The organism is Neisseria sp. Ec49-e6-T10 (assembly GCF_051132615.1).
Classification (GTDB): Bacteria; Pseudomonadota; Gammaproteobacteria; order Burkholderiales; family Neisseriaceae.
Window position 1 is genome coordinate 1,821,071 of record NZ_CP152375.1, and the last position, 25,145, is coordinate 1,846,215.

Annotated in this window: 21 protein-coding genes and 4 tRNA genes; 20 read left to right on the forward strand and 5 right to left on the reverse strand. The window is 37.8% G+C overall.

Annotated features, from left to right (window positions below):
* Window positions 1-67: 67 nt before the first annotated feature.
* The 5 genes from AADH04_RS09415 to AADH04_RS09435 are packed head-to-tail and all read right to left on the reverse strand — an operon-like array spanning window position 68 to window position 7,806.
* Window positions 68-2,776 carry a putative bifunctional diguanylate cyclase/phosphodiesterase gene (locus AADH04_RS09415; protein WP_434777033.1) on the reverse strand — a complete coding sequence of 903 codons (2,709 nt, stop codon included), beginning with the start codon at window positions 2,774-2,776 and terminating at the stop codon, window positions 68-70.
* A gap of 36 nt (window positions 2,777-2,812) precedes the next feature.
* Window positions 2,813-5,089, reverse strand: a complete 2,277-nt coding sequence (topA, locus tag AADH04_RS09420; protein ID WP_434777034.1) for a type I DNA topoisomerase — start codon at window positions 5,087-5,089, stop codon at window positions 2,813-2,815.
* A 48-nt stretch (window positions 5,090-5,137) separates the two neighbouring features.
* A complete protein-coding gene (locus tag AADH04_RS09425; protein ID WP_434777035.1) occupies window positions 5,138-5,596 on the reverse strand; it encodes a DUF494 family protein in 459 nt (152 codons plus the stop codon).
* Between the two features lie 8 nt (window positions 5,597-5,604).
* On the reverse strand, window positions 5,605-6,699 hold the full coding sequence (gene dprA / locus AADH04_RS09430; protein ID WP_434777036.1) for a DNA-processing protein DprA: 1,095 nt from the start codon (window positions 6,697-6,699) through the stop codon (window positions 5,605-5,607).
* A gap of 42 nt (window positions 6,700-6,741) precedes the next feature.
* Window positions 6,742-7,806, reverse strand: a complete 1,065-nt coding sequence (locus tag AADH04_RS09435) for a LysM peptidoglycan-binding domain-containing protein (RefSeq protein WP_434777037.1) — start codon at window positions 7,804-7,806, stop codon at window positions 6,742-6,744.
* A 148-nt stretch (window positions 7,807-7,954) separates the two neighbouring features.
* Here AADH04_RS09435 and def point away from each other — a divergent pair, with 148 nt between their 5' ends.
* From def to rpoB, 20 genes are all read left to right on the forward strand, one after another.
* A complete protein-coding gene (def, locus tag AADH04_RS09440) occupies window positions 7,955-8,464 on the forward strand; it encodes a peptide deformylase (protein WP_434777038.1) in 510 nt (169 codons plus the stop codon).
* Window positions 8,464-9,393, forward strand: a complete 930-nt coding sequence (gene fmt, locus AADH04_RS09445) for a methionyl-tRNA formyltransferase (protein ID WP_434777039.1) — start codon at window positions 8,464-8,466, stop codon at window positions 9,391-9,393. Before def ends, fmt begins: the two co-directional genes overlap by 1 nt.
* Complete coding sequence (rsmB, locus tag AADH04_RS09450) at window positions 9,394-10,647, forward strand: 16S rRNA (cytosine(967)-C(5))-methyltransferase RsmB (RefSeq protein ID WP_434777040.1); 1,254 nt, start codon at window positions 9,394-9,396, stop codon at window positions 10,645-10,647.
* A 34-nt stretch (window positions 10,648-10,681) separates the two neighbouring features.
* Complete coding sequence (locus AADH04_RS09455; RefSeq protein ID WP_434777041.1) at window positions 10,682-11,215, forward strand: DUF4390 domain-containing protein; 534 nt, start codon at window positions 10,682-10,684, stop codon at window positions 11,213-11,215.
* Window positions 11,212-13,344: an ATP-binding protein gene (locus tag AADH04_RS09460; protein ID WP_434777042.1), complete on the forward strand. Its 2,133-nt coding sequence runs from the start codon at window positions 11,212-11,214 to the stop codon at window positions 13,342-13,344. The genes AADH04_RS09455 and AADH04_RS09460 overlap by 4 nt, the downstream gene beginning before the upstream one ends.
* Window positions 13,344-14,618, forward strand: coding sequence for a sigma-54-dependent transcriptional regulator (locus AADH04_RS09465; protein ID WP_434777043.1), 1,275 nt, complete (start codon window positions 13,344-13,346; stop codon window positions 14,616-14,618). Before AADH04_RS09460 ends, AADH04_RS09465 begins: the two co-directional genes overlap by 1 nt.
* Before the next feature lie 90 nt (window positions 14,619-14,708).
* The gene (gene rsmD, locus AADH04_RS09470) at window positions 14,709-15,275 is read left to right on the forward strand and encodes a 16S rRNA (guanine(966)-N(2))-methyltransferase RsmD (protein WP_434777044.1); all 567 of its coding nucleotides are present in this window, start codon (window positions 14,709-14,711) and stop codon (window positions 15,273-15,275) included.
* Between the two features lie 105 nt (window positions 15,276-15,380).
* Entirely contained in the window at window positions 15,381-15,635 is a 255-nt protein-coding gene (locus tag AADH04_RS09475; RefSeq protein ID WP_434777045.1) for a YfhL family 4Fe-4S dicluster ferredoxin, read from the forward strand.
* A gap of 125 nt (window positions 15,636-15,760) precedes the next feature.
* Window positions 15,761-15,844: transfer RNA gene (locus AADH04_RS09480), tRNA-Tyr, on the forward strand.
* A 31-nt stretch (window positions 15,845-15,875) separates the two neighbouring features.
* A tRNA-Gly gene (locus tag AADH04_RS09485) sits at window positions 15,876-15,949 on the forward strand.
* A gap of 6 nt (window positions 15,950-15,955) precedes the next feature.
* Window positions 15,956-16,030 (forward strand) — tRNA-Thr (locus tag AADH04_RS09490).
* A 37-nt stretch (window positions 16,031-16,067) separates the two neighbouring features.
* On the forward strand, window positions 16,068-17,258 hold the full coding sequence (gene tuf, locus AADH04_RS09495; RefSeq protein WP_434777046.1) for an elongation factor Tu: 1,191 nt from the start codon (window positions 16,068-16,070) through the stop codon (window positions 17,256-17,258).
* A gap of 14 nt (window positions 17,259-17,272) precedes the next feature.
* Window positions 17,273-17,348, forward strand: a tRNA-Trp gene (locus AADH04_RS09500).
* A gap of 58 nt (window positions 17,349-17,406) precedes the next feature.
* A complete protein-coding gene (gene secE, locus AADH04_RS09505; protein WP_434777047.1) occupies window positions 17,407-17,856 on the forward strand; it encodes a preprotein translocase subunit SecE in 450 nt (149 codons plus the stop codon).
* Window positions 17,857-17,860: 4 nt separating this feature from the next.
* A complete protein-coding gene (gene nusG / locus AADH04_RS09510) occupies window positions 17,861-18,394 on the forward strand; it encodes a transcription termination/antitermination protein NusG (protein WP_434777048.1) in 534 nt (177 codons plus the stop codon).
* A gap of 128 nt (window positions 18,395-18,522) precedes the next feature.
* On the forward strand, window positions 18,523-18,954 hold the full coding sequence (gene rplK / locus AADH04_RS09515) for a 50S ribosomal protein L11 (protein WP_434777049.1): 432 nt from the start codon (window positions 18,523-18,525) through the stop codon (window positions 18,952-18,954).
* Window position 18,955: 1 nt separating this feature from the next.
* Window positions 18,956-19,651 carry a 50S ribosomal protein L1 gene (gene rplA, locus AADH04_RS09520; RefSeq protein WP_434777050.1) on the forward strand — a complete coding sequence of 232 codons (696 nt, stop codon included), beginning with the start codon at window positions 18,956-18,958 and terminating at the stop codon, window positions 19,649-19,651.
* A gap of 245 nt (window positions 19,652-19,896) precedes the next feature.
* Window positions 19,897-20,394 (forward strand): 50S ribosomal protein L10, encoded by a 498-nt coding sequence (gene rplJ / locus AADH04_RS09525; protein WP_434777051.1) that lies wholly within the window; start codon window positions 19,897-19,899, stop codon window positions 20,392-20,394.
* 45 nt (window positions 20,395-20,439) lie between these two features.
* On the forward strand, window positions 20,440-20,817 hold the full coding sequence (rplL, locus tag AADH04_RS09530; RefSeq protein WP_434777052.1) for a 50S ribosomal protein L7/L12: 378 nt from the start codon (window positions 20,440-20,442) through the stop codon (window positions 20,815-20,817).
* 137 nt (window positions 20,818-20,954) lie between these two features.
* A complete protein-coding gene (rpoB, locus tag AADH04_RS09535) occupies window positions 20,955-25,130 on the forward strand; it encodes a DNA-directed RNA polymerase subunit beta (RefSeq protein WP_434777053.1) in 4,176 nt (1,391 codons plus the stop codon).
* Window positions 25,131-25,145 lie beyond the last annotated feature (15 nt).

Below are 25,145 nucleotides of genomic sequence, written 5' to 3' on the forward strand. Positions count from 1 at the left end.
GTGTCTGCATGAAAATAAATAAGGCTATGTAATTTTTACATAGCCTTATTTATGATATTAAAAATGGTTATTGTACTGATCTGAATACATTTTCAAATTCGTCTGCAGGTAAAGGTTTACCGATAAAATAGCCCTGTACATAATCACAACCAATATTTTCCATTAATAGCAGTTGTTCTAAAGTGCTGATACCTTCTGCCGTTACCTTTGCGTTAAGTGCGTGGCCCATGGCCACAATGACTTTAACCAAGTCTTTATCTTGCGTATTCAAGCAGATATTTTCAGTAAATTTTCGGTCAATTTTGATTTTTTTGGTTGCGAACCGTTTAATGTAGTGAAAGGATGCATAACCTGAACCAAAGTCATCAATGGCAAATCCAATACCATGAGCAATTAACTCATTGACATTTTTGTCAATCACAGGGTTCTCTTGAGAAGCGACCATTTCTGTGATTTCAAGTTCTAAAAAGGATCTTTGTAAACCTGTTTGGTCAAGAATATTAATGACTTTATCTGAAAATAAAGGATCAACTAATTGTTTTGGTGAAACATTAACGGCAATAGTAAAATGAGTACTGTATTTGTTTTGCCATTTTGCTGCTTGATAGCAGGCTTGCTCTAATACCCATAGCCCGATTTCGGTAATAATCCCAGCTTCTTCTGCTAAAGGAATAAAGTCTTCTGGTGAAATAATACCAAATTGAGTATTGTTCCAGCGCACTAAAGCTTCCGCTCCTTGTAATGAAAATGTTTTGGCATTAATAAAGGGTTGGAAATGGACAGATAGTTCTTGCTTTTTGAGTGCGCTGTGTAAGCTATGGCCAATTTCTTGTTGTCGGGTTAATGTTTCTCTGAGTGTGTTTTCAAAAAATAATAATGTTCCCGCAGGTTGTTTTTGATTGGCAATTTGAACAGCTTGCTCAGCACATTCCAGTAAGGTATGAGGTGTTTGCGCATCTTTAGGGTAACAGGCAATTCCACCATCTAGAGGAACAATTAATTCTTGACCTTTGACTTTAAATGGCTGGCTGATGTATTGGAAAAGTTCGGTTAATCGTTTGGTGATGTCTTCTAAATGTTCACCAAAAGATAATATTGCAAAACGGTTCTGTGCTGCTCTGGCAATAAACTCATTTGGTTGAATGCTATGTTGTAATCTTCTGCTTAAGTGTAAGACTAGATCATCGCCTGTTTGTCTGCCGTAAATATTGTTGACGGACAGTAAATTGGCAATCTCAAATAGTAATATTGCGCCGACAGGATGGCTATTCATCAAAATAGTTAATTGATGATGCAAATGTTGTTTATTTGGAAGCTGTGTTGGTGCATCAAAATAGTATTGTTTGAATAATTTAAACTCTACTTTAGATTTTTGTTTAGATTCAAAATAAAGTGTCAGAATATTGGCAACATTATAAATAAATAATTTTTCATCCGCAAAATAATGCTTTTCTTTATCTTGGGGGTGGATAAAAATAAGCGCTAGAAGCTTATTTTTATGTTCAACTTTGACAACCATTGTATTTTGGTCAGAAGGTAAATTAGGGAAATGTTGAATTAAAAATGTTTTGGCAGCTTCTTCTTCAATTTGTGGTAAGGGCCATTCTTGTTTTAATGTAACTGTATTACTTAAAAAATAGGTAGAAACCAAGCGATTAGGGTATGAAGCCACGCATTGAACAGCTTTTTGCTTGTCGTCTTGGCAAAAAATAAAGACATTTGAAGGGCTGGTACCTTGCGCTAAAGCTTCACATATTTGCGGTAGATATTCTTTATTGATTTTATCTGAATTATAAGCAGAGTTTGCGCTTAATTGGAGTAGAATCTCTTTTTGTTCTTGCATCCGAGACAATTGATTCTTTTCATTTTCAATATAAATAGTCGTAATTTGTTTGGCTTTATCAAGTGATTTAATCAGTAAGTAAAATATGTAACTGAATAAAAGAGTGAGTATAAATCCCCCAATTAAAATCAGCCATAAAGTAACAGAAATGGTGTTTTTCTCAACCCATTTGATATAGGCTTGAGGGCCATTATTGACATCAGTAATAATGATAGAGCGTTTTAGGTCTTGGGTTGAAAGTGCCGTTGATGCAGGTAAAAAATCAATGGTTTCAAAAATTTGGTTTTGTGGCTTATGAAGAATGGCATCTGTATCTAGAAGCTTCACAATTAAAAAGTGAAAAATTTCTTCTGTCTCATGATCCTGTGTGAATATAAGTGGAAAATCATGTGATAGCGCAAATATTTTCTTTTTATCTGGAGTTTCAATTTCAACAACAGAAATGCCCTTGGGTAAGTCTAACGCATGTGCACTTTGAGGTTTGTTGGCTTTATTGCTGATAAAATCTGGACGTTTAGAATAAATTTTCCAGTTATTAGGTAATAAACCATTATATTGCTGTCCTTTATAAGCGCTCTTAATGACTTTCCAATTGTGATCGACTAAAACAGTAAAATAATCCTCACTATCTTCATCAAGTAGATCGCTGTGTTTAGGAATATCTAAGATTTGAGAAAATTTCTCATCAGAATCAGAGTGGTTTTTGGATAGTTTTTGGTGGATATTCAGGAAATACTCATTGGAAAAATCCCGTAACTCTTTTATTTCTTGTAGAACCAAAAATTCAGCATGATTAGAGGAGTTTTCTTCGCTAATATATTGTGTATAACTTAAATGAACGCAAAATAAAATAAACCAAACCAATAAAAAACCACAACACAATCCAACCAATTTATATAAAGGGTTGGATTTTTCATTTATTATTGTGTTCAAATGGTTTCTATTAATGGACATGCTTCACTATATTAATTACTTTGCCTCAGGTGGTGTAATTTGCTCAGTAAAACCACATTCTTTTTGTGGACATACTTTTTCAACACCTCTTCGCTTGGTTGTCTTAATGGTTAAAATAGGCCAGCTACATTTAGGGCATGGTTCATTTAAAGGTGGGTTCCATACTGCATAAGTACATTTAGGGTAGGTATTGCAACTATAAAATAACTTACCATAACGACTTTTGCGTTCAATCAATTCTCCCGCTTTACATTCAGGACATTGTACGCCAGTTTCTTTTGGTTTTTCCAACGGTTCAATATGTTTGCATTTTGGGTAATTGGCACAACCAATAAATTTACCATAACGCCCTTTTTTATAGACCAGTTGCCCACCACAATCGGGGCATTCGCGTCCTTCTACTATAGTCGGCTCTTCTTCTGCTTGTTCGGCTGTTTCATTCATGTCACGAGTGTAATCACATTCAGGATAGCCAGAACAACCGATAAAACGACCACGTTTACCAAAACGGATCATTAAAGGTTGTCCACATTTAGGGCAGGCCTCTTCTAGCATTTGAGTAGTGATTTCTGCGCGAGGTATATTTTCTTTTTCTTTTACTTGAGAAGAAAATCCAGACCAAAATCCTTCCAATACAGGGGTCCATTGACTGTCTCCATTGGCAATATCATCCAATTGATTTTCAAGTTTTGCCGTAAAATGGTAATCTACATATTGGGCAAAGTGTTCGGTCAGGAATTTATTAACAATTTCTCCCGTATCAGTTGGGAAAAAGCGTTTTTGATCTAAAGTAACATATTCCCTGTCTTTTAAAGTAGAAATAATACTGGCATATGTTGAAGGCCGCCCAATACCAAACTCTTCTAAAGCTTTTACTAAAGATGCTTCTGTAAACCGAGGTGGGGGTTGTGTAAAGTGTTGTTCACCATAAAGCTTGTCTACAGGCAATTCATCACCAATGTTTAACAGTGGCAGCTTACTATTATTTTCATCCGCAGCATCATCAATATCCTCTTCATATACAGATAGGAAACCTGCAAAAGTGAGTACTTGTCCTGATGCACGGAATACACCTTTACCCACATCAATATCAACACTGGTGGTATCAAATTTAGCACTAGCCATTTGTGAGGCAAGAGTGCGTTGCCAAACAATTTGGTATAACTTAAATTGATCATTGCTCAAAAAAGGTTTTACTGAATCAGGGGTTCGATAAATTGATGTTGGTCGAATCGCTTCATGGGCCTCTTGCGCATTTTTTGCTCTTGTTTTATAAGTGTTTGGCTTTGATGGTAAGAAATTTTTATCCATCTTGTTTTCTATATAATGGCGGATTTCAGTGATTGCATCATTGGCCAATGTCACTGAATCCGTTCTCATATAGGTGATTAAACCGATGGACCCTTGTCCAACATCTATGCCTTCATAAAGTTGTTGTGCTGTTCGCATGGTTCGATCTGTTGTCATCCCCAATTTACGTACAGCCTCTTGTTGTAAAGTTGACGTTGTGAAGGGCGCCGCTGGGTTACGTGTGCGCTTTTTCTTTTCAATATTACTGACAATTGCATTATGGTTTGCCAGCAAAGCCAGTACTTTTGCTTGCTCAGCTTCTGTTCTGTAGGTAAATTGTTCTATTTTTTTTCCATCAAAATGAGAGAGCTTTGCGGTAAATTTTTGTTTTCCTTTATGGCTGTCTAAGTGAATACTCCAGTACTCTTCTGAGTTAAACGCTTTTATTTCGTTTTCACGTTCACAAATGAGACGTAAAGCAGGGCTCTGTACTCGGCCTGCCGATAATCCACGTCTTATTTTTTTCCATAATAAAGGGGATAAATTGAAGCCGACTAAATAGTCTAAGGCTCTTCGAGCTTGTTGAGCATCAACCAAGTTTTGGTTTAAATCTCTTGGGTCAGCAATGGCATCAAGTACGGCATTTTTTGTGATTTCATGAAAAACGACACGTTTAGGTTCGATATTTTTTAACGCTTTTTTGCTTTTTAAAATTTCCATCAAGTGCCATGAAATGGCTTCACCTTCCCTATCAGGGTCAGTTGCCAGATAAACAGCATCACTGTTTTTAACAGCTTGAACAATCGCATCAACATGTTTACTATTGCGACTAACCAACTGGTATTTCATCGCAAAGTGGTTCTCTGGATCTACTGCACCTGATTTTGGTACTAAATCACGGACATGGCCATAGGAAGCCAAGACTTCAAAATCATTGCCAAGATATTTTTTTAATGTTTTTGCTTTTGAGGGAGACTCAACAATTAATAAATTTTTTGTCATTATATAAACCAAATGTCTTTCAATAATAGCAGAATGTTTGTTTTATCATTACTGTTTTGTAGGTTCGCCATGTATTGCAGATAATAAATCATCTCCTATTAAAATAGGTAGTTCTGCTTTATAAGCCCATAAAATAATTAAAACCAACATTTTAGTGTGTTGTACATCCACTTCAAGTGGTGAGTAATCAAGCAGCGCTTCAATAATCAGTTCTCTTTGACATCCATCTATAATACTTTCTTTAGATAAAAAAGACAAAAGTCCTAATATTTCTTGGGGCAATAAAGCAAACTCTTGATCACTAAAGACACGAAAACCTTCACTTGATAGTAGGTTTTTGTTTGGTGTCGTGAGTATGGATGAAATTTTATCCATCCAATCAAGAGCCTGTTGAATTTCTTGTTGTTCAAAACCAGCTTGCTTTAACTCTCCATTGAGTGATTCACGTTGAGGGCAAGAATCTAGGTCTTGAAAGTGCTCCATTAAAAAAACAAATACATCAAACATGATTTCTTTCATTCGCTAAAAAGACGTTGATAACGTCCACCAGGCATTGTTTGAACCAATCCTTCTATTTCAAGTAAAAGTAATTGTTCGAAAATAACCGTAGGTTCTAAATTCAGTTTTTGTGCCAATATGTCAGGATGCACAGGGTCAAATCCCATAGTAACCAGTAAGTCATTATGATTACTTAAAGTAGCAGATGATACCAAATTTTGAGTATTTTGGTTAAGATTTGAGAAATTAGGTAGATCTTCTAGAATATCGTCTAAAGTTTCTACTAATTTTGCTCCTTCTTTGATCAATTTATGACAACCCTTGCTTTGTGGGTTATGAATTGAGCCAGGAATCGCCATAACCTCTTTATTCATCTCTAATGCTAGTTGTGCTGTAATTAAAGAACCAGAATCAATTGTTGCCTCCACGACAACAGTTGCTTCTCCTAGAGCCGCAATTAATCGATTTCGGCGTGGGAAATTACTTGCTAATGGTTTAGTGCCAAGCGCAAACTCAGAAATCAATAAACCATGATGACACATTTGATGGGCAAGTTCCTTGTTGTTAGCAGGATATATCCTGTCAATGCCTGTTCCCAATACACCAATGGTTGCGCCTGTTCCTAAAAGGGCTCCTTCATGTGCTGCAGTATCAATTCCAGCGGCTAATCCTGATACAACTGTTAAGCCAGATTGAGATAGAGATTTTGCAAAAATTTTCGCATTTTGTATCCCTTGCGCAGATGGGTGGCGTGAACCGACAATGGAAATCATTGGTGTGCTTAAAAGGGAGATATCTCCTCTAGCAAATAATATGGGGGGGGCAGTTGTATATTGGCTGATTGTGCTTGGATAATTGTCATGCAGCAAAGTAATAATATGGCAATTTGGTGTGTTTGCCCATTCTAAACTTAATTCTACAGCTGGTTGGGCAATTTTTTGTTTTATTGCATTTGCTTGAGATAAATGAACGGCTGTTTGTAATTCTGAAACGTTCGCATCCATTATTTGCTCTATGGATCCAAATTTTTTGAGTAGCTTTAAAAAACTAACTGGCCCAATACTAGGTGTTAACGCTAGCATGAGCCAGTTATATAAAATATCTTGATTCATAAAATATTTTTTAAGTTACCTTAAACACTTATGTACGCTTTCCTATTTTCTTAAAAAATAAGTCATATCTTGATTAGGTGGGCCAACTCGGTTTCCTAAACTGATGTTTTCTTTACTGACCATAACTAAAGCATAAGATAAATTATCAAAAGTTCTATAAACGATTGCTATTCCTACTTCTTCTGCAGGAATTTCTACTGTTTTAACTAAGTTGTCAACATCATGTATCTTACGTTTTTTGCCTTCTTTATAAATAGAAAAAACATGACCAGTTTCAATTCCTTTATTTTTTCCTAAATTAATGGTTATGCTTTGGTATTGCCCAACTTCTCCTGCTCCATTATAGGTAGACACAATTTTACCATATTGGTTGTCTACAGCATGGGGAATAATGGAGTCAAAATCTTCATTTTTGATTTCAAGTAATCGATCACCAACCAAAATCTCATTTTCTATTTTTGTGACAATTAGGGTTTGAACATCACCTTCTAAACTCTGAACTGCGACGTCTCCACCATACACGATTTCATAGCCTAAAAACTGGTTTGTGTCAGGGTCAATAATTTTCTTGCCAGCTGTAAATGTAGAGTATGTGCCTTTTTCCTTTACCCCTCTAGCGTATATACGGTTGCCAATATCTAGTATCACTCTAGTATCAGGACCGGCAACAATTCGTGGTAAACGCTCAAATTCAGCTTGCGAAATAATTTGTGGTCGGCTAAAGAATTTTTTTAGAACATCTAGGGATATACCTGAAACGGGCTGCCCTGAATCTTCTAGCCGGATTTGAGGGGATAAAATCTGGCGACCATTTCTAAATCCACCTTCTACTCCCAAGCGAGGCTGTCCATCAATATAGGTTAGGACAAGTGCTTGGCCAGGATAAATCAAATGTGGGTTTTTGATCTGTTCTTTATTCCAACCCCACAATTGCGGCCAGTTCCAAGGACGGTATAAGTATCGCCCAGAAATTCCCCATAAAGTGTCGCCTTTTTTAACCACATAACGAGAAGGTGCATCTGGGCGAATTTTTAATGTTTCTGCTTTTAAAGTAACAGGAATACTCAAGCCAAGAGTTAAAAGGAAGGTTATAATGAGTTTGCGCATAATACAAATTGCCCTATTTTTTTTAAATTGATTGCCGCATAATAAACCAAATAAACAAAAACTGCTTATTCTATGGACTAGAAAAGCATTGTTTTTCTGTAAGAGCAACCAATACACAACACTTTTAGTCAGTTTTAGGAGTTTTTTTGTGGCTATTTTATCTATATTACATTACCCTGATCCACGTTTACATCAGGTGGCAGAACCTGTAGACAAGGTGGATGAATCAATCAAAGTGCTTGCTGCCGATATGGCTGAAACAATGTATGCGGCTCCTGGAATAGGGTTGGCGGCACCTCAGGTCAACGCATTAAAACGAATTATTGTGGTTGATATTTCCCAAGAAAAAGATCAATTACAAACATTTATTAATCCCGAAATTACCTATAAAGAAGGCCAGGTTGAATATGAGGAGGGGTGCCTTTCTGTCCCAGGTATTTATGAAATGGTGGTTAATAAGAGGGCAGAACGGATTAAGGTTAAGGCTCTAGGGCTTGATGGACAGCCTTTTGAGCTAGAAGCAGAAGGTTTGTTAGCTATTTGTATTCAGCATGAAATTGATCATCTAAATGGTAAATTGTTTATTCAATATTTATCTGACTTTAAACAAGCCAGAATCAAAACAAAATTAAAAAAACGTGAGAAGCGTAATTTATAATGAATATTATTTTTGCTGGAACCCCTGATTTTGCTGCCGAAGCTTTACGTGCTTTGGTGTCTAACCATTTTAATGTCGTCCTAGTGTTGACTCAGCCAGATCGGCCAAAGGGAAGAGGGTTAAAGTTGCAACCAAGTGCGGTGAAAGTGGTGGCTGAGCAACTTAATATCCCTGTTGCCCAACCTGAAACATTAAAATCGGCTGAAGTTCAGGCAATGTTGGCATCTTTTCAAGCTGGTATTATGGTTGTGGCAGCATATGGTTTGATTTTGCCTGAATCAGTACTGACTTTACCTCGTTTAGGTTGTTTAAATATACATGCATCCTTGTTGCCAAGATGGCGTGGTGCCGCACCGATACAAAGGGCAATAGAAGCGGGAGATAAACAAACAGGTGTTGGTATTATGCAAATGGATAAAGGGTTGGATACGGGCGCTGTACTTTTTGAGTTAACTACCCCCATTTTTGAATATGATACGGCACAAACATTGCATGATCGTCTGGCGATATTAGGGGGAGAGGCAATAGTAGAAACATTGAGTCACTTGCCTCAATATCCAGCGGTTGCTCAAAGTGAAGACGGTATTACTTACGCACAAAAACTGACAAAGAACGAAGCTCAAATTAATTGGCAAGAAGATGCAGAAATTATTTCGAGAAAAATCAGAGCATTTAACCCAGTACCTGGTGCATGGACTTTTCTCAATGATCGTATTTTGAAAATTTGGATGTCTTCTGCCTCAGCTAATCAAATTGGTAACCCCGGTGAAATTGTGGATGTATTAAGTGACCACATTATGGTTGGAACAGGTAAAGGCGTTATTTGTATTTCAGAGCTTCAGCTGCAAGGGGGGAAAAAACTCAGTGTGAAACAGTTTCTGCAAGGGCATCCTTTGCACAAAGGGCAGTATCTGGGGGAGGCTCAATAAATGGGATTGTCGTCTGTACAAATTTTATCTGCGCAAATTACTCAAAAAGTGGCACAAGGACATAACTTAGATGAAAGTATTTCTGATGTTTTATCTGTTGAACAGTTGAGTTCTGCCCAAGTGGGGGCCTTAAAAGATTTATGTTTTGGTTGCCAACGGTATTTAGGAACATTAACATTTTATTTGAGAAATTTGGTTCCTAAACCACTCACTGACAAAGAAATAGAAAATCTTTTATTGGTTGCTATTTATCAGTTAACTTATACAAAAAATGCACCGCATGCTGTGGTCAATGAAGCCGTCCTCCTAGCTTCAAAGCTGGCCAAAGGAAAATTTAAAAACCTTGTTAATGCGGTTCTACGTAATTTTTTGCGTCAAAAAGAAAAATTATATATTTTGGCTCAAAAAAATGACGAGGCAAAGTATAATCACCCTCAGTGGTTATTGAATTATTTAAAACAATTTTACCCTAAACAGTGGCATAATATTATCACTGCAAACCAAAGCCATCCACCTATGACTTTGAGGATAAATAAGAAAAAAATAGACACGCAAACTTATTTAGAAGCTTTAAGGCAAAAAGGTATTGAGGGTAAAAAATTAGGTGATTTTACCATTAAATTACAAAAACCTATTCCTATCAGTATATTGCCTGGTTTTGAGTTGGGTTGGGTATCTGTTCAGGACTTCGGTGCGCAACAGGCAGCTTTATTACTTGAGCCACAAGACAATGAGTCTATATTAGATGCATGTGCAGCCCCAGGTGGTAAAACAGGACATTTGCTTGAACTTGCACATTGTCAGGTGACTGCTTTAGAAATTGACCCAAATAGAGTAACAAAAATTCAAGAAAATCTTGAACGTTTAGGAGAAAGAGCCATTATTCAGTGTGTGGATGCTTCTGAATTGAATCAATGGTATAACGGAGAAAAATTTGATGCTATTTTGGCAGATGTACCCTGTTCAGCTTCTGGTGTCATCAGAAGACATTCTGACATTAAATGGCTGCGTCAAAAAACAGATGCTCATACAATAGCAAAACAACAGCTGCCTTTATTAGATGCATTATGGCAAACACTTAAATCAGGGGGGAGAATGTTATTGGCAACTTGTTCTATTTTTCATGAAGAGAATACAGAGCAAACCAAAGCTTTTCTAAGTAGACACTCAGATGCCTCTTTAATTAAAGAAATAACCCTTTTACCTTGTGAACAAAATGATGGCTTTTATTACGCACTTTTGCAAAAAAATTAAACTTATTTTGCCATTACTTGTGGTGCTGAGTTTAATGAATCACGTATATGCCGAAGATATTGGTGTTGTACGAGCCAGAGCAGTTGTTGGTTCGCAAGGACAAATGTTGGTGAGCAGTCGATTTAATATCGCGTTACCTGCTCAATTGGAAGATGCACTGAAACAAGGTGTAAGCCTTAATTTTAAACTGGCTTTTAATTTAGATGCACCCACTTATACTGCGTATAAATTAAAGTTAAGTAATTGGTTTTCTGAGGCTGCCAGTGTGTCTTATAAGATTAGTTATCATCCACTCACGGACCGCTATAGAGTCAGCATCGGTTCATTATCTACAGATCATACTTCGTTGAGTTCTGCATTAGGTAGCATAGGCGGTATCGCAAATTGGCAGACATTACCAAAAGGCACATTAAAAGATGTGGCCGCTAATGATGTTAAAGCCAGTATTCGCTTATCTCTGACTATGGATGATCTGCCTAAACCATTCCAAATTAATGGTATTACTTCTAAAAAATGGAATCTAGATACAGATTGGGTTAACCTAGCAGTGAGTAGAGAAAAAGTATGAAGTACCTTTTTTTAGTATTGATCACTTTATCAGTTGTTACCTTATATTTGTTGACGTTGGCGACAGGTAATGCAAACAAAATGGGGGAGTATTTTTGGCTGTTTGTTGGCATAAATAGCCTTTTGCTGTTTGCTTTGTTAACAGTTGTTTTCCAACAAGTTTGGACAATGCATAAGAATATCAAACATCATGTGTTTGGCGCCAAACTAACCAGAAAATTAATGCTCGTTTTTTCTCTTGTGACTATTTTACCTAGCATATTGTTGCTAATGGTTTCAATACAATTTATTTCTCATAGTATTGAATCATGGTTTGGTAAAAATACAGAATCCGCTTTTGAGTATGGGATGCAATTGAGTAAATCTGCTTTGAATTTGTTTATGGAGGAAAGTAAAAATCAAGCACTTCGGGTGCAAGTTGAGCTGTCTGGCTTTCTTTCCCTAGAGCAAAATTCTCAAGTAGAAGAGATACAAGCGAAGCTTGAACAATTAAAGAGTAAATATAAGGCAGATAGTATCGCGTTATATGCGACTACCCAAGTCGCCCCAATTGCCTTTGCTCGCCGAGAAAGTAATATTTTAGCGCCAGTATTGGATCAGGAAACACAAAAAAAAATAGAAGAAGAAAAAAATGTGGCCAGCACTGAGCATGAGAATGACCATTTATATTCCAGAATATGGTTATTACTCCCCACTCAAGGGCGAACAGCACAATATTATTTAATGTTTGAACAAAAAGTTGTAGATGATATCGCGCATAACGCGTTGTTATTGGAGTCTGCACGTGCAGATTATGCAAAATTAACCTATGCAAAAGATGCAATGCAAATGACTTATTTGATGACGTTAAGTATTGCAACATTGTTGGCTGTTATGTTGTCATTGACCTGCGCATTATTCTTTTCCAAACGGTTTACTGCGCCACTATTTGCTTTGTCTGTTGGGACTAAAGCAGTTGCCCAAGGTGATTTTTCACAAAGGAGCCCTATATTCAGGCAAGATGAATTAGGCGTGCTATCGAGTTCTTTTAATCGTATGACAGAGCAACTGGCCGAGGCACAAGAAATTGCCAAAATGAATCAACAAAAGCAAGAGGCTGCAAGAATATATTTAGAAAATGTGTTGACAAGTCTAAGCGCTGGCGTTGTGGCGTTTGATCCTGATAACAAAGTTCGGATTGCTAATTTTAGTGCAGAACAAATCCTTGGTTTATCTTTTTCTCAGTTAGAAGAATACCCATGGACGCAGTGGACATCAATAAAACCCGAAACCAATTCATTCGTTTGTTTAATGCAGACAATCATGAGTGCAAACCCTAATAAAATTGGTATTCAAGTAGATTATCATGTTAACGACAAAGAAAGTGTGTTATTAGCAAAGTCCATTTTGCTGCCAGAACACATAGGTGGTGGATTTATGTTGGTGTTTGATGATGTCACTGAATTGGTTAAAGCACAAAAAGATGCCGCATGGGGTGAAGTAGCTAAACGATTGGCTCATGAAATTCGTAATCCTCTAACACCTATTCAGTTGTCTGCTGAAAGATTGGCCATGAAGCTTGAAAGTAAATTATCTGAGCAAGATGCCAATATGCTTATTCGATCAACAGATACAATAATTAAACAAGTGAACGCTTTAAAAGGCATGGTTGAAGCGTTTAGGAACTATGCACGATCCCCTGCAACAAATCTTCAACAAATTGATTTAAATAAAATTCTAAGCGAAGTTTTGGTTCTTTATGAAAGTTATGCTTGTAAAATTACACAAAATTTGAGTAAGATGCCTATAAAAGTACGTGTTGATGTCGGTATGATGAGGCAAGTTTTCCATAATTTATTACAAAATTCTCAAGACGCTGTGAGTGAGATTGATGATCCATCAATTGACATTACCACTTTTACAGAGCAAGATACAGCCATTATTGTGGTAACAGATAATGGCAAAGGGTTTGATGAAGGTATTCTCCAAAAAGCTTTTGAACCTTATGTAACGAGTAAATCAACAGGAACGGGGCTAGGATTGGCGGTGGTGAAAAAAATTATAGATGAACATAATGGAAAAATTGTGATTAGTAATCAAGAAGCAGGCGGAGCCTGTATTAGAATCTCCTTACCATTAGTGGAGGCATAATGCGAAGTAGCGATATTTTGATTGTGGATGATGAGGTTGGTATCCGTGATTTACTGTCTGAAATTCTACAAGATGAAGGTTATACAGTTGCGCTTGCAGAAAATGCCGAAGTAGCTAAAGCTCTTAGAAATAAAGTGCGACCTGCTCTTGTATTGTTGGATATATGGATGCCCGATTGTGATGGTATTACACTCCTAAAAGAATGGGATAAAGCCGGTCAATTGAATATGCCTGTAGTGATGATGAGTGGGCATGCCAGTATAGATACTGCTGTTGAAGCAACTAAAATTGGTGCAGCAGATTTCCTAGAAAAGCCAATTGCTTTACAAAAGTTATTAACAACAGTAGAGCGCTGCTTAAAATATGGCGAAGCAAGATTAAATAATCAGGCAACTTTAGAGAGCTTAGGTAAAAGCGAAAAAATAGTTGAATTGAGCCGTCAGATAGAGCGAATTGCAAAAGTCAAGTCTCCAGTATTACTAACGGGAGAACCTGGCTCTGGTTTTGAGTTGGTTGCACGTTATTTTCATCAAAATAACATGCCATGGGTTGAGCCAACAAAAGCAGAGCAATTGGTTGATGCGCCATTAGAGTTGTTACAAAAAGCCAATAATGGTGTGTTGTATCTGTCTGAAATAGGGCAGTATTCTCGAAAAATACAACAAGGATTGTTGTTTTTATTATCTAAAATTGATCGTTACAATGTTCGATTGGTTTGTTCATGTAGCCGACCATTGCAAGAGCTTTTGGTGGATCCCAATTCTGACCCAAGGTTCATTAATGCTTTGTCTAACGTTATGGTCAATATTCCTCCTCTACGTGAGCATATAGAAGATGTTCCTCTGTTAGCTGAACGAATTTTGAATGAGCTTATTGAAAATAAACAAGTTAAACCAGTTAAAATAGATGAACTTGCGCTTGAATTACTGTGTCAACATGATTGGCCAGGTAATATTGATCAATTGAAAAATGTGATTAAAAGTTTAGCATTAACAGCAGAAGGTGGTGTCATTACAGCCAGCCAAGTTGGTAATGTCATTAATTTGTTTAGCCAGGCAAAGCCAGGAATTGCAGAAGGCTTTGATTTTAACTTGCCTCTACGAGAATTGAGGGAACAATTAGAAAAACGGTACTTTGAATATCATATTGCTCAAGAAAGAGGAAATATGAGCAAAGTCGCTCTTCAGGTTGGATTAGAGAGAACTCACTTATACCGGAAATTAAAACAATTGGGTATTCAATTCTCTAGAAGGCAAATGAAGGCACAAAAATAAATTTTTTTAACAGACTATTTAAGAATAAAATTAACTCTTGTTTCAAACAAGAGTTAATTTTATTGTGCTCATTTTTATTTAAGCTATTCTATGGTAAAAAAGAAATCGAACAATCAAATAAGAATCATCGGTGGAACTCATAAAAGAAGTTTAATCCATTTTCCCTCTATAGAAGGGTTGAGGCCTACTCCTGATCGGGTGAGAGAAACACTATTTAATTGGTTGGGGCAAGATTTAACAGGGCAAGTTATCTTGGATTTATTTGCGGGCAGTGGTGCACTTGGCTTTGAAGCAGCGTCAAGAGGTGCAAAAAAAGTGACTTTAATTGAATGTAATGCACAAATTGTTCGGATGTTGCTTGAAAATCAACATCGGTTACAGTTTGATCAAATTGACATTATTAAACAAGATGCCTTGAGTTTTTTGAAGAAAATGCCTATAGCACCATATAATATCATTTTTCTTGATCCCCCTTTTAATACAAATTGTTGGGATGAAATATGGAAAGCCTTATTGCCAATAGTAAAGGTTGACACATTAATTTATGTTGAGGCACCATTCGTACCACAAATTCCTGCTTCCTTTGAGGTAATCCGATCAGGTTGTGCAGGGCAAAGTAAACAGTGGCTTCTGAATGTAGTAGAATCTGATTCTTAAGCCATTAATTTAGTCAGTCTTTTGATAATTAGAGCTTGATTAAAAAAAGATAAAGTGACAAAATTTTAAAACTATAAATAATAGATGAAATATTAAGGAAGAGCTATGTCCCTATTTATAACTGATGAATGCATTAATTGTGATGTTTGTGAGCCAGAGTGTCCAAATGATGCTATTTATCAGGGTGAAGAAATATATGAAATTCATCCTCATTTATGTACCCAATGTGTAGGGCATTATGATGAGCCACAATGTCAGCAGGTGTGTCCAGTTGATTGTATTTTAATTGATACCGAAAACCCAGAAACACCAGAGCAGTTAGAAGAAAAATATAAAACAATCATGGCTTCCAAAGCGTAAACGGCTATTGTTTTTTATTTAAAATAAAAAACAATTACAAATCAGCTTGTTGTGAAAAAAATAAAAAAAATGATGCAAATCGCTTGACGTATGAAGAGCTAGCCTATATTATTTCGCTCTCTTACGGAGGGGTTCCCGAGCGGTCAAAGGGGGCAGACTGTAAATCTGTTGCTTCGGCTTCGAAGGTTCGAATCCTTCTCCCTCCACCAACACCTTGAGTCTTTGGGTATAAGCTAGAATGCGGGTGTAGCACAATGGTAGTGCAGAAGCCTTCCAAGCTTATGACGAGGGTTCGATTCCCTTCACCCGCTCCAAAACTAGCCCATGTAGCTCAGGGGTAGAGCACTCCCTTGGTAAGGGAGAGGTCGGCAGTTCAATTCTGCCCATGGGCACCAGCCCTTATTTTTATATATAACGTACTTAGGAATTGCCATGGCAAAAGAAAAGTTTGAGCGGAGTAAACCGCACGTAAACGTTGGCACCATTGGTCACGTTGACCATGGTAAGACCACATTGACAGCAGCATTGACTACCATTTTATCTAAGAAATTTGGTGGTGCAGCAAAAGCATACGATCAAATTGATAATGCGCCAGAAGAAAAAGCACGTGGTATTACCATTAATACTTCACACGTAGAATATGAAACAGAAACACGTCATTACGCACACGTAGATTGTCCAGGTCATGCTGACTATGTAAAAAACATGATTACAGGTGCAGCACAGATGGATGGTGCGATTTTAGTGTGTTCAGCAGCTGATGGTCCTATGCCACAAACACGTGAACACATCCTATTGGCACGTCAAGTAGGTGTACCATACATTATTGTATTCCTAAACAAATGTGACATGGTTGATGACGAAGAGTTATTAGAGCTAGTAGAGATGGAAGTTCGTGACTTATTGTCAAGCTATGATTTCCCAGGTGATGATATCCCAGTAATCAAAGGTTCAGCATTAAAAGCTTTAGAAGGTGATACATCAGAAATTGGTGAGACAGCCATTTTTGCATTGGCAGACGCATTGGATAGCTATATTCCAACACCAGAGCGTGCAGTAGACAAACCATTCCTATTGCCGATTGAAGACGTGTTCTCAATTTCAGGTCGTGGTACAGTGGTAACAGGTCGTGTAGAGCGTGGTATCATTAATGTAGGTGAAGAGATTGAAATTGTTGGTTTGAAACCTACCTTGAAAACCACTTGTACAGGTGTTGAGATGTTCCGTAAATTGCTAGACCAAGGTCAAGCAGGGGACAACGTAGGTGTATTGTTGCGTGGTACAAAACGTGAAGAAGTGGAACGTGGTCAAGTGTTAGCGAAACCAGGTTCAATCACACCACATACCAAATTCAAAGCAGAAGTGTATGTATTGTCAAAAGAAGAAGGTGGACGTCATACTCCATTTTTTGCGAACTATCGTCCACAATTTTATTTCCGTACTACAGACGTAACTGGAGCGGTGACATTGTCAGAAGGCGTAGAGATGGTAATGCCTGGAGAGAATGTAGCGATTACAGTAGAATTGATTGCGCCGATTGCGATGGAAGAAGGCTTACGTTTTGCGATTCGTGAAGGTGGTCGTACAGTTGGTGCAGGGGTTGTTGCCTCTGTTATCTCTTAGTAGTAAAAAGTTTTAGGCCAGTAGCTCAATTGGTAGAGTATCGGTCTCCAAAACCGAGGGTTGGGGGTTCGACACCCTCCTGGCCTGCCAAACAAGACTAATCGGCCAATCGGTCGGTTAGTCTTTTTTCTATAACAGAAGGTGTCTTATGTCTAATAAGCCAACAAATGAGTTAACAACAGAAAAAAAACCTCTTTCTAAAAAAGAGGAGCATAAGCAAAAAGAAATGCAGGAACAGAAAAGAAAGTCACTTGTTGAAAAAGTGAAGCTCATCCTTAGTGTGCTTGTTTTGGCTTTGAGTTTTGTTGTTTATTATGAGTTTGTTACTTTACCTACTTATGTTAGAGTAGCTGTGCCAGTTGTAGGTGTGATTGTTGCCCTCATTATGATATTTTTCTGGTGTGATTTGGGTAAACGTCTTACTCGTTATGTTCGTGATGCAACAATTGAATTGAAAAAAGTTGTTTGGCCTCCAAGAAATGAAGCTACAAAACAAACTTTATTTGTTATCGCTTTCGTGTTTATCTTGGCTGGTTTTACATGGCTATGTGACTCAGGTTTAAGTTGGTTAATTTATACAGTAATATTGGGCGGGTGATATTATGGCAAAACAATGGTATGTTGTGCATGCATATTCAGGATTTGAAAAATCAGTGCAAAGGGCACTAACAGAGCGTATCACTCGGGAAGAAATGACAGACTTGTTTGGTCAAATTTTAGTGCCTGTGGAAGAAGTGGTAGATATAAAAAATGGACAAAAAACCATTAGTGAGCGCAAATTTTTCCCAGGTTATGTGTTGGTTGAAATGGAAATGACAGATGATACATGGCATCTGGTTAAGAGTACACCAAAGGTCAGTGGATTTTTGGGAGGAAAAGCCAACAAACCTACGCCTATTTCTCAGCGAGAAGTAGACGCAATTTTGCAGCAGATGCAATCGGGCGTTGAAAAACCTAGACCAAAAGTGCAGTTTGAGGTGGGTGAAAAAGTACGTGTAACAGAAGGTCCATTTGTTGATTTTAATGGTTCTGTTGATGAAGTTAATTATGAGCGTAATAAGTTAAGGGTTTCTGTTCAAATTTTTGGACGAGAAACGCCTGTTGAATTAGATTTTGTTCAGGTAGAAAAAATTTAAATAAAATCCTAACAGGGATGGCGTAACAATTATTTGTTGCGCCATCCCTGTTTTTTTGATATTATGAAAAACTTTTCATTGGGGAGCGAGCAAGGCTTGCGTTAGACCCGTTTTTTAGGAGTGAAATTGTGGCAAAAAAAATCATAGGCTACATTAAGTTGCAAGTGCCTGCAGGTAAAGCAAATCCATCTCCACCAATTGGCCCAGCTTTAGGTCAGCGTGGATTGAATATTATGGAGTTTTGTAAAGCATTTAATGCGCAAACTCAAGGTATGGAACCTGGATTACCTATTCCAGTTGTGATTACTGCTTTTGCAGATAAGTCATTTTCTTTTGTGATGAAAACGCCACCTGCAACAATTATGTTGAAAAAAGCGGCAGGTATTCAAAAAGGCAGTCCAAGACCACATACAGATAAAGTGGGTAAAGTGACACGAGCACAATTGGAAGAAATTGCTAAAGCGAAAGAGCCTGACTTGACAGCATCTAACCTTGATGCTGCTGTACGTATTATTGCTGGTTCTGCCCGCTCAATGGGTATTGAAGTGGAGGGCGTGTAACATGGCAAAATTATCTAAAAGACTAAAAACAATCAAAGCGACTGTTGATAGTAATAAATTGTATGCTATTGATGAGGCCATTGCTTTGGCAAAACAGGCTGCAACAGCAAAATTCGATGAATCAATTGATGTGTCTTTTAACTTAGGTGTGGATCCTCGTAAATCAGATCAAGTGATTCGTGGTTCAGTTGTGTTGCCTAAAGGAACAGGTAAAACAGTTCGCGTTGCAGTATTCACCCAAGGTGCGAATGCAGATGCTGCTAAAGAAGCAGGTGCTGATGTGGTTGGGTTTGAAGATTTGGCTGAACAGGTTAAAGCCGGTAATTTAGACTTTGATATTGTGATTGCTTCACCTGATGCTATGCGTATTGTCGGACAGTTAGGTACTGTATTAGGACCAAGAGGTCTAATGCCAAACCCTAAAGTTGGTACTGTAACGCCTAATGTTGCAGAAGCTGTAAAAAATGCTAAAGCAGGTCAAGTGCAATATCGTACTGACAAAGCTGGCATTATTCACGCAACTATTGGTCGTGCCTCTTTTGAAGCAGCCGATTTGCGTGTTAATTTTAATGCTTTATTAGATGCTTTAGTTAAAGCAAAGCCTGCTGCAGCTAAGGGACAGTATGTGAAGAAAATTGCTGTTTCTAGCACTATGGGTGTTGGTGTAAAAGTTGACACGGGTAGTGTGAATAATTAATTTAGGAATGTTTCTTATCTGATTTGATGTAAGTTGGGTAAGAAAATCGGACTGGTTACTTTACGGTAACTGGTAGTCAAAGACCGTAGGGATTGCTTTAATTTAAAATTTAGTTACCTAAAACCCTACGCAGACGGAAACACGTTAAGATTTATGTAGCAAGTTTACTTGCTAAGTTGTCTTCTTGGTGGTGCCGCTCTGGAAAATGAAGCGTTAGCTTCTTTTTAGTAAATTGGAGGTGGACCTTGAGTCTCAATATTGAAGCCAAAAAGGCAGCCGTAACTGAAATTAGCGAAAATATTGCTAATGCACAGACTATGGTTATTGCCGAATATCGTGGTATCAGTGTTGCCAGCATGACCACACTTCGTGCTAAAGCGCGTGAACAAGGTGTATATTTACGCGTACTAAAAAATACTTTAGCTCGTCGTGCTGTTGATGGAACTTCTTTTTCTGCATTAGCTGATCAAATGGTCGGACCATTGGTTTATGCAGTTTCAGAAGACCCAGTTGCTGCAGCAAAGGTATTGCAACAATTTTCAAAACAAGATGAGAAAATCGTTATTAAAGCAGGTTCTTATAATGGGGATTTACTCGATGCTGCCCAAGTTTCTGAGTTGGCTTCTATCCCAAGTAGGGATGAGTTGCTTGCTAAATTGTTGGGTATTATGCAAGCACCTGTTTCTGGCTTTGCTAGAGCTTTGGCTGCATTATCTGCAAAAAAAGAATCTGAAGCAGCTTAATGATCATTTTTGTTTTAAATAAATTATTTTTAGGAGTTTTATAATATGGCAATTTCTCAAGAAGATATCTTAGAAGCAGTTGGTAACTTAACTGTAATGGAATTAAATGAACTAGTTAAAGCATTTGAAGAAAAATTTGGTGTGTCTGCAGCAGCTCTAGCAGTTGCTGGCGGTGGCGCTGCAGCTGGCGGTGCTGCAGCAGCAGAAGAAAAAACAGAATTTGATGTGGTATTAACTGCTGCTGGTGACCAAAAAGTAAATGTGATTAAAGTGGTTCGTGCTGTTACAGGTCTAGGTTTAAAAGAAGCTAAAGACATGGTTGATGGTGCACCTAAAGCAATTAAAGAAGGTGTATCAAAAGCTGAAGCTGAAGACATGGTTAAACAACTTACCGAGGCTGGTGCTAAAGCTGAGATGAAATAAGCTTTATAACCTCTCTTGGGCTGGTAGTTTTTCTACCAGCCCAATTGTGCTTGTTATTGAGTAATTACCAATACGCACTAAAATGATTTAAGTGCTTATCGTTAATTGCTAGCAAATCACTTACAAATGGAGACTCCATGAGTTATTCTTTCACAGAGAAAAAGCGTATTCGTAAAAGCTTTGCAAAACGTGCCAACGTTTTAGACGTTCCTTTCCTGTTAGCGACACAGTTGGATTCATATTCTGACTTTTTACAGCTAAACGCTTCTTATGATAAACGTGAAGATAAAGGGTTGCAGGCGGCCTTTTCATCGATTTTTCCTATCGTCAGCCATAATGGTTATGCTCGTTTAGAGTTCGTACATTACGTATTGGGTGAGCCTGTATTCGATATTCAAGAGTGCCAATTGAGGGGCATTACTTATGCAGCCCCATTACGCGCTAGAATTAAGTTAGTGATTTTGGATAAAGAATCATCTAAACCTGTGGTGAAAGAAATACGTGAAAATGAAGTTTACATGGGTGAAATTCCATTGATGACACCTAGTGGTTCATTTGTGATTAACGGAACAGAGCGTGTGATTGTTTCTCAGCTTCATCGTTCGCCTGGCGTGTTTTTTGAACATGATAAAGGGAAAGGACACTCTTCTGGGAAATTATTGTTTTCCGCTAGAATTATTCCTTACCGTGGGTCATGGTTAGATTTAGAGTTTGATCCTAAAGATCTTTTATATTTCCGTATTGATCGCCGTCGTAAAATGCCAATTAGTATTTTATTAAAAGCATTGGGTTTTACATCAGAGCAAATATTAGAAACTTTCTATGATAATGAAACTTATTATTTATCAAAAGAAGGAGTGCAAACAGATCTCATTCCAGAAAGACTAAAAGGTGAAACTGCTAAAGCAGATATTTTGGCTGAAGATGGCACAGTATTAGTTGCTAAAGATAAACGCATTAATGCCAAAGTTGTACGTGATATTGTTGCTGCAAATATTAAGCGCTTAAATGTCGAGCCAGATTCATTGCTTGGTAAAATTTTGGCTCAACCTGTAGTGAATACGGATACAGGGGAAATCATTGCTTCTGCTAATGAAGAGATAACAGAAGAGCTATTAGCAAAATTAGATATTCATAGCGTGAAAGAAATTCATACCCTTTATATCAATGATCTTGACCAAGGTAATTTCATTTCACAAACATTGCGTACTGATGAAACAACAGACCAATTGCAAGCTAAAGTGGCCATTTACCGTATGATGCGCCCAGGTGAACCACCAACAGAGGAAGCTGTAGAGCAATTATTCCATCGGATGTTCTTTAATGAAGATTCATATGACCTATCTAAAGTGGGGCGTATGAAATTTAATACAAGAACATATCAACAAAAATTAGATGATAAAACGCCAGATTGGTTTAAACGTTTATTAGAAAAAACTACAGCAAATTTATCTTCTGAGCATGCTGGTGTATTGTCTTTCGATGATATTGTTATTGTTATTGCTACTCTGGTAGAGTTACGTAATGGCCGTGGCGAAGTTGATGATATTGATCACTTAGGAAACCGACGTGTTCGTTCAGTTGGTGAATTGGTTGAGAATCAATTTAGAGCAGGTCTTGCTCGTGTTGAACGTGCAGTAAAAGAGCGTTTGAATCAGGCTGAGTCCGAAAATTTGATGCCGCATGATCTGATTAATGCTAAGCCTGTTAGTGCCGCAATTAAAGAATTCTTTGGCTCAAGTCAATTGAGTCAGTTTATGGATCAAACTAATCCTCTATCTGAAATTACGCATAAGCGTCGTGTTTCAGCATTAGGTCCTGGTGGTTTGACTCGAGAACGTGCAGGCTTCGAAGTTCGAGATGTACACCCAACACATTATGGTCGTGTTTGTCCAATTGAAACACCTGAAGGACCAAATATTGGTTTGATTAATTCATTATCTGTTTATGCACGAACCAATGAATATGGCTTTTTAGAAACACCTTACCGTAGAGTAAGTGATGGCACCGTAACAAATGAAATCGATTATTTATCTGCAATTGAAGAAGGTCGCTATGTTATTGCTCAGGCAAATGCGGCATTAGATTCAGCTGGTCGTTTAGTTGATGAATTGGTTACTTGCCGTGAGAAAGGTGAAACCATACTTTCAACTCCAGATCGTGTTCAATATATGGATGTGGCCACTGGACAAGTTGTATCAGTTGCCGCTTCATTGATTCCATTTTTAGAGCATGATGATGCAAACCGTGCATTGATGGGGGCAAATATGCAGCGTCAAGCTGTACCTTGTTTGCGTCCAGAAAAACCATTTGTGGGTACTGGAATTGAGCGGGCTGTGGCGATTGACTCTGGTACAACAGTTGTCGCACGTAGAGGTGGTATTGTTGACTATGTTGACTCAGGCAGAATTGTGGTACGTGTGCATGATGATGAAGCTGTCGCCGGTGAAGTAGGTGTTGATATTTATAATTTGATTAAGTTTACTCGTTCAAATCAAAGTACCAATATTAACCAATGTCCTATCGTACAAGTAGGCGACAATATTCAGCGTGGTGATGTGATTGCGGATGGTGCTTCTACTGACCTTGGTGAATTGGCGTTAGGTCAAAATATGACCATTGCGTTTATGCCTTGGAATGGCTATAACTTTGAAGATTCTATCTTGATTTCGGAAAAAATCGTTGCAGAAGATCGTTATACTTCAATTCATATTGAAGAATTGAATGTGGTTGCTCGAGATACGAAATTAGGTGCAGAAGAAATCACTCGAGATATTCCAAATTTATCAGAAAGAATGCAAGGTCGTTTGGATGATTCTGGAATTGTCTATATAGGTGCAGAAGTTGACGCTGGTGATGTGTTGGTTGGAAAAGTCACACCTAAAGGTGAGACGCAGCTGACACCAGAAGAAAAATTGCTCAGAGCTATTTTTGGTGAAAAAGCTTCTGATGTAAAAGATACTTCTTTGCGTATGCCTACAGGCATGAGTGGTACTGTAATCGATGTCCAAGTGTTTACTAGAGAAGGTATTCAACGCGATGATCGTGCACAATCTATTATTGACGCTGAATTGAAGCGTTATAGACAAGATTTAAATGATCAATTACGTATTTTTACTGATGATGCATTTAGTCGTATTGAACGATTGATTGTTGGTAAAGTAGTCAATGGTGGTCCTAATAAATTGGCTAAGGGTAAAGAAGTGACTGCTGAATATTTGAGTGGTTTGTCTTCACGACATGACTGGTTTGATATTCGTATGGCTGATGAAGAAGTTGCTAAACAGTTAGAGCTGATTAAGCTAAGCCTTCAACAAAAACATGAAGAGTTTGATTTACAATATGAAGTTAAAAAGAAAAAATTAACTCAAGGTGATGAGTTGCCACCTGGTGTACAAAAAATGGTGAAGGTCTTTATCGCGGTTAAGCGTCGCCTTCAAGCTGGGGATAAAATGGCTGGTCGTCATGGTAATAAAGGCGTGGTTTCTAAAATTATGCCCGTTGAAGATATGCCTTATTTAGCTAATGGGCGTCCTGTCGATATTGTTTTGAATCCATTAGGGGTTCCAAGTCGTATGAATATCGGGCAAATCTTAGAAGTTCATTTGGGATGGGCTGCAAAAGGTATTGGTGAGCGAGTTGATGCTATGTTAGCTGAGCAGCGTCAAATTTCAGAAGTACGCAGTTTGATGAATCAACTTTATAACACTTCAGGTCGTTCAGAAGAAATAGAAAAATTTTCTGATGATGAGGTGCTTGCTTTAGCTCAGAATTTAAGAAGAGGGGTTACTTTTGCTTCACCAGTTTTTGATGGTGCAAAAGAAGAAGAAATTAAAGCGATGTTAAACCTAGCTTATCCAGCAGAGGATCCTGCTATTGAAAAATTAGGCTTTAATGAAACCAAAACACAAGTTACCTTATATGATGGACGTTCAGGAGAAGCATTTGATCGTAAAGTAACAGTGGGCGTGATGCATTATTTGAAATTACATCATTTAGTTGACGATAAAATGCATGCCCGTTCTACTGGACCATATAGTTTAGTAACCCAACAACCATTGGGTGGTAAAGCTCAATTTGGTGGCCAGCGTTTTGGTGAGATGGAGGTTTGGGCACTAGAAGCTTATGGTGCTGCTTATACCTTGCAAGAAATGTTGACTGTGAAATCTGATGATGTAACAGGCCGTACAAAAATGTATGAAAATATCGTTAAAGGTGAACACAAAATTGAAGCTGGAATGCCAGAATCGTTTAATGTGCTGGTAAAAGAAATCCGTTCACTAGGCTTGGATATTGATTTAGAACGTAATTAAACAGTATGAGGCAGT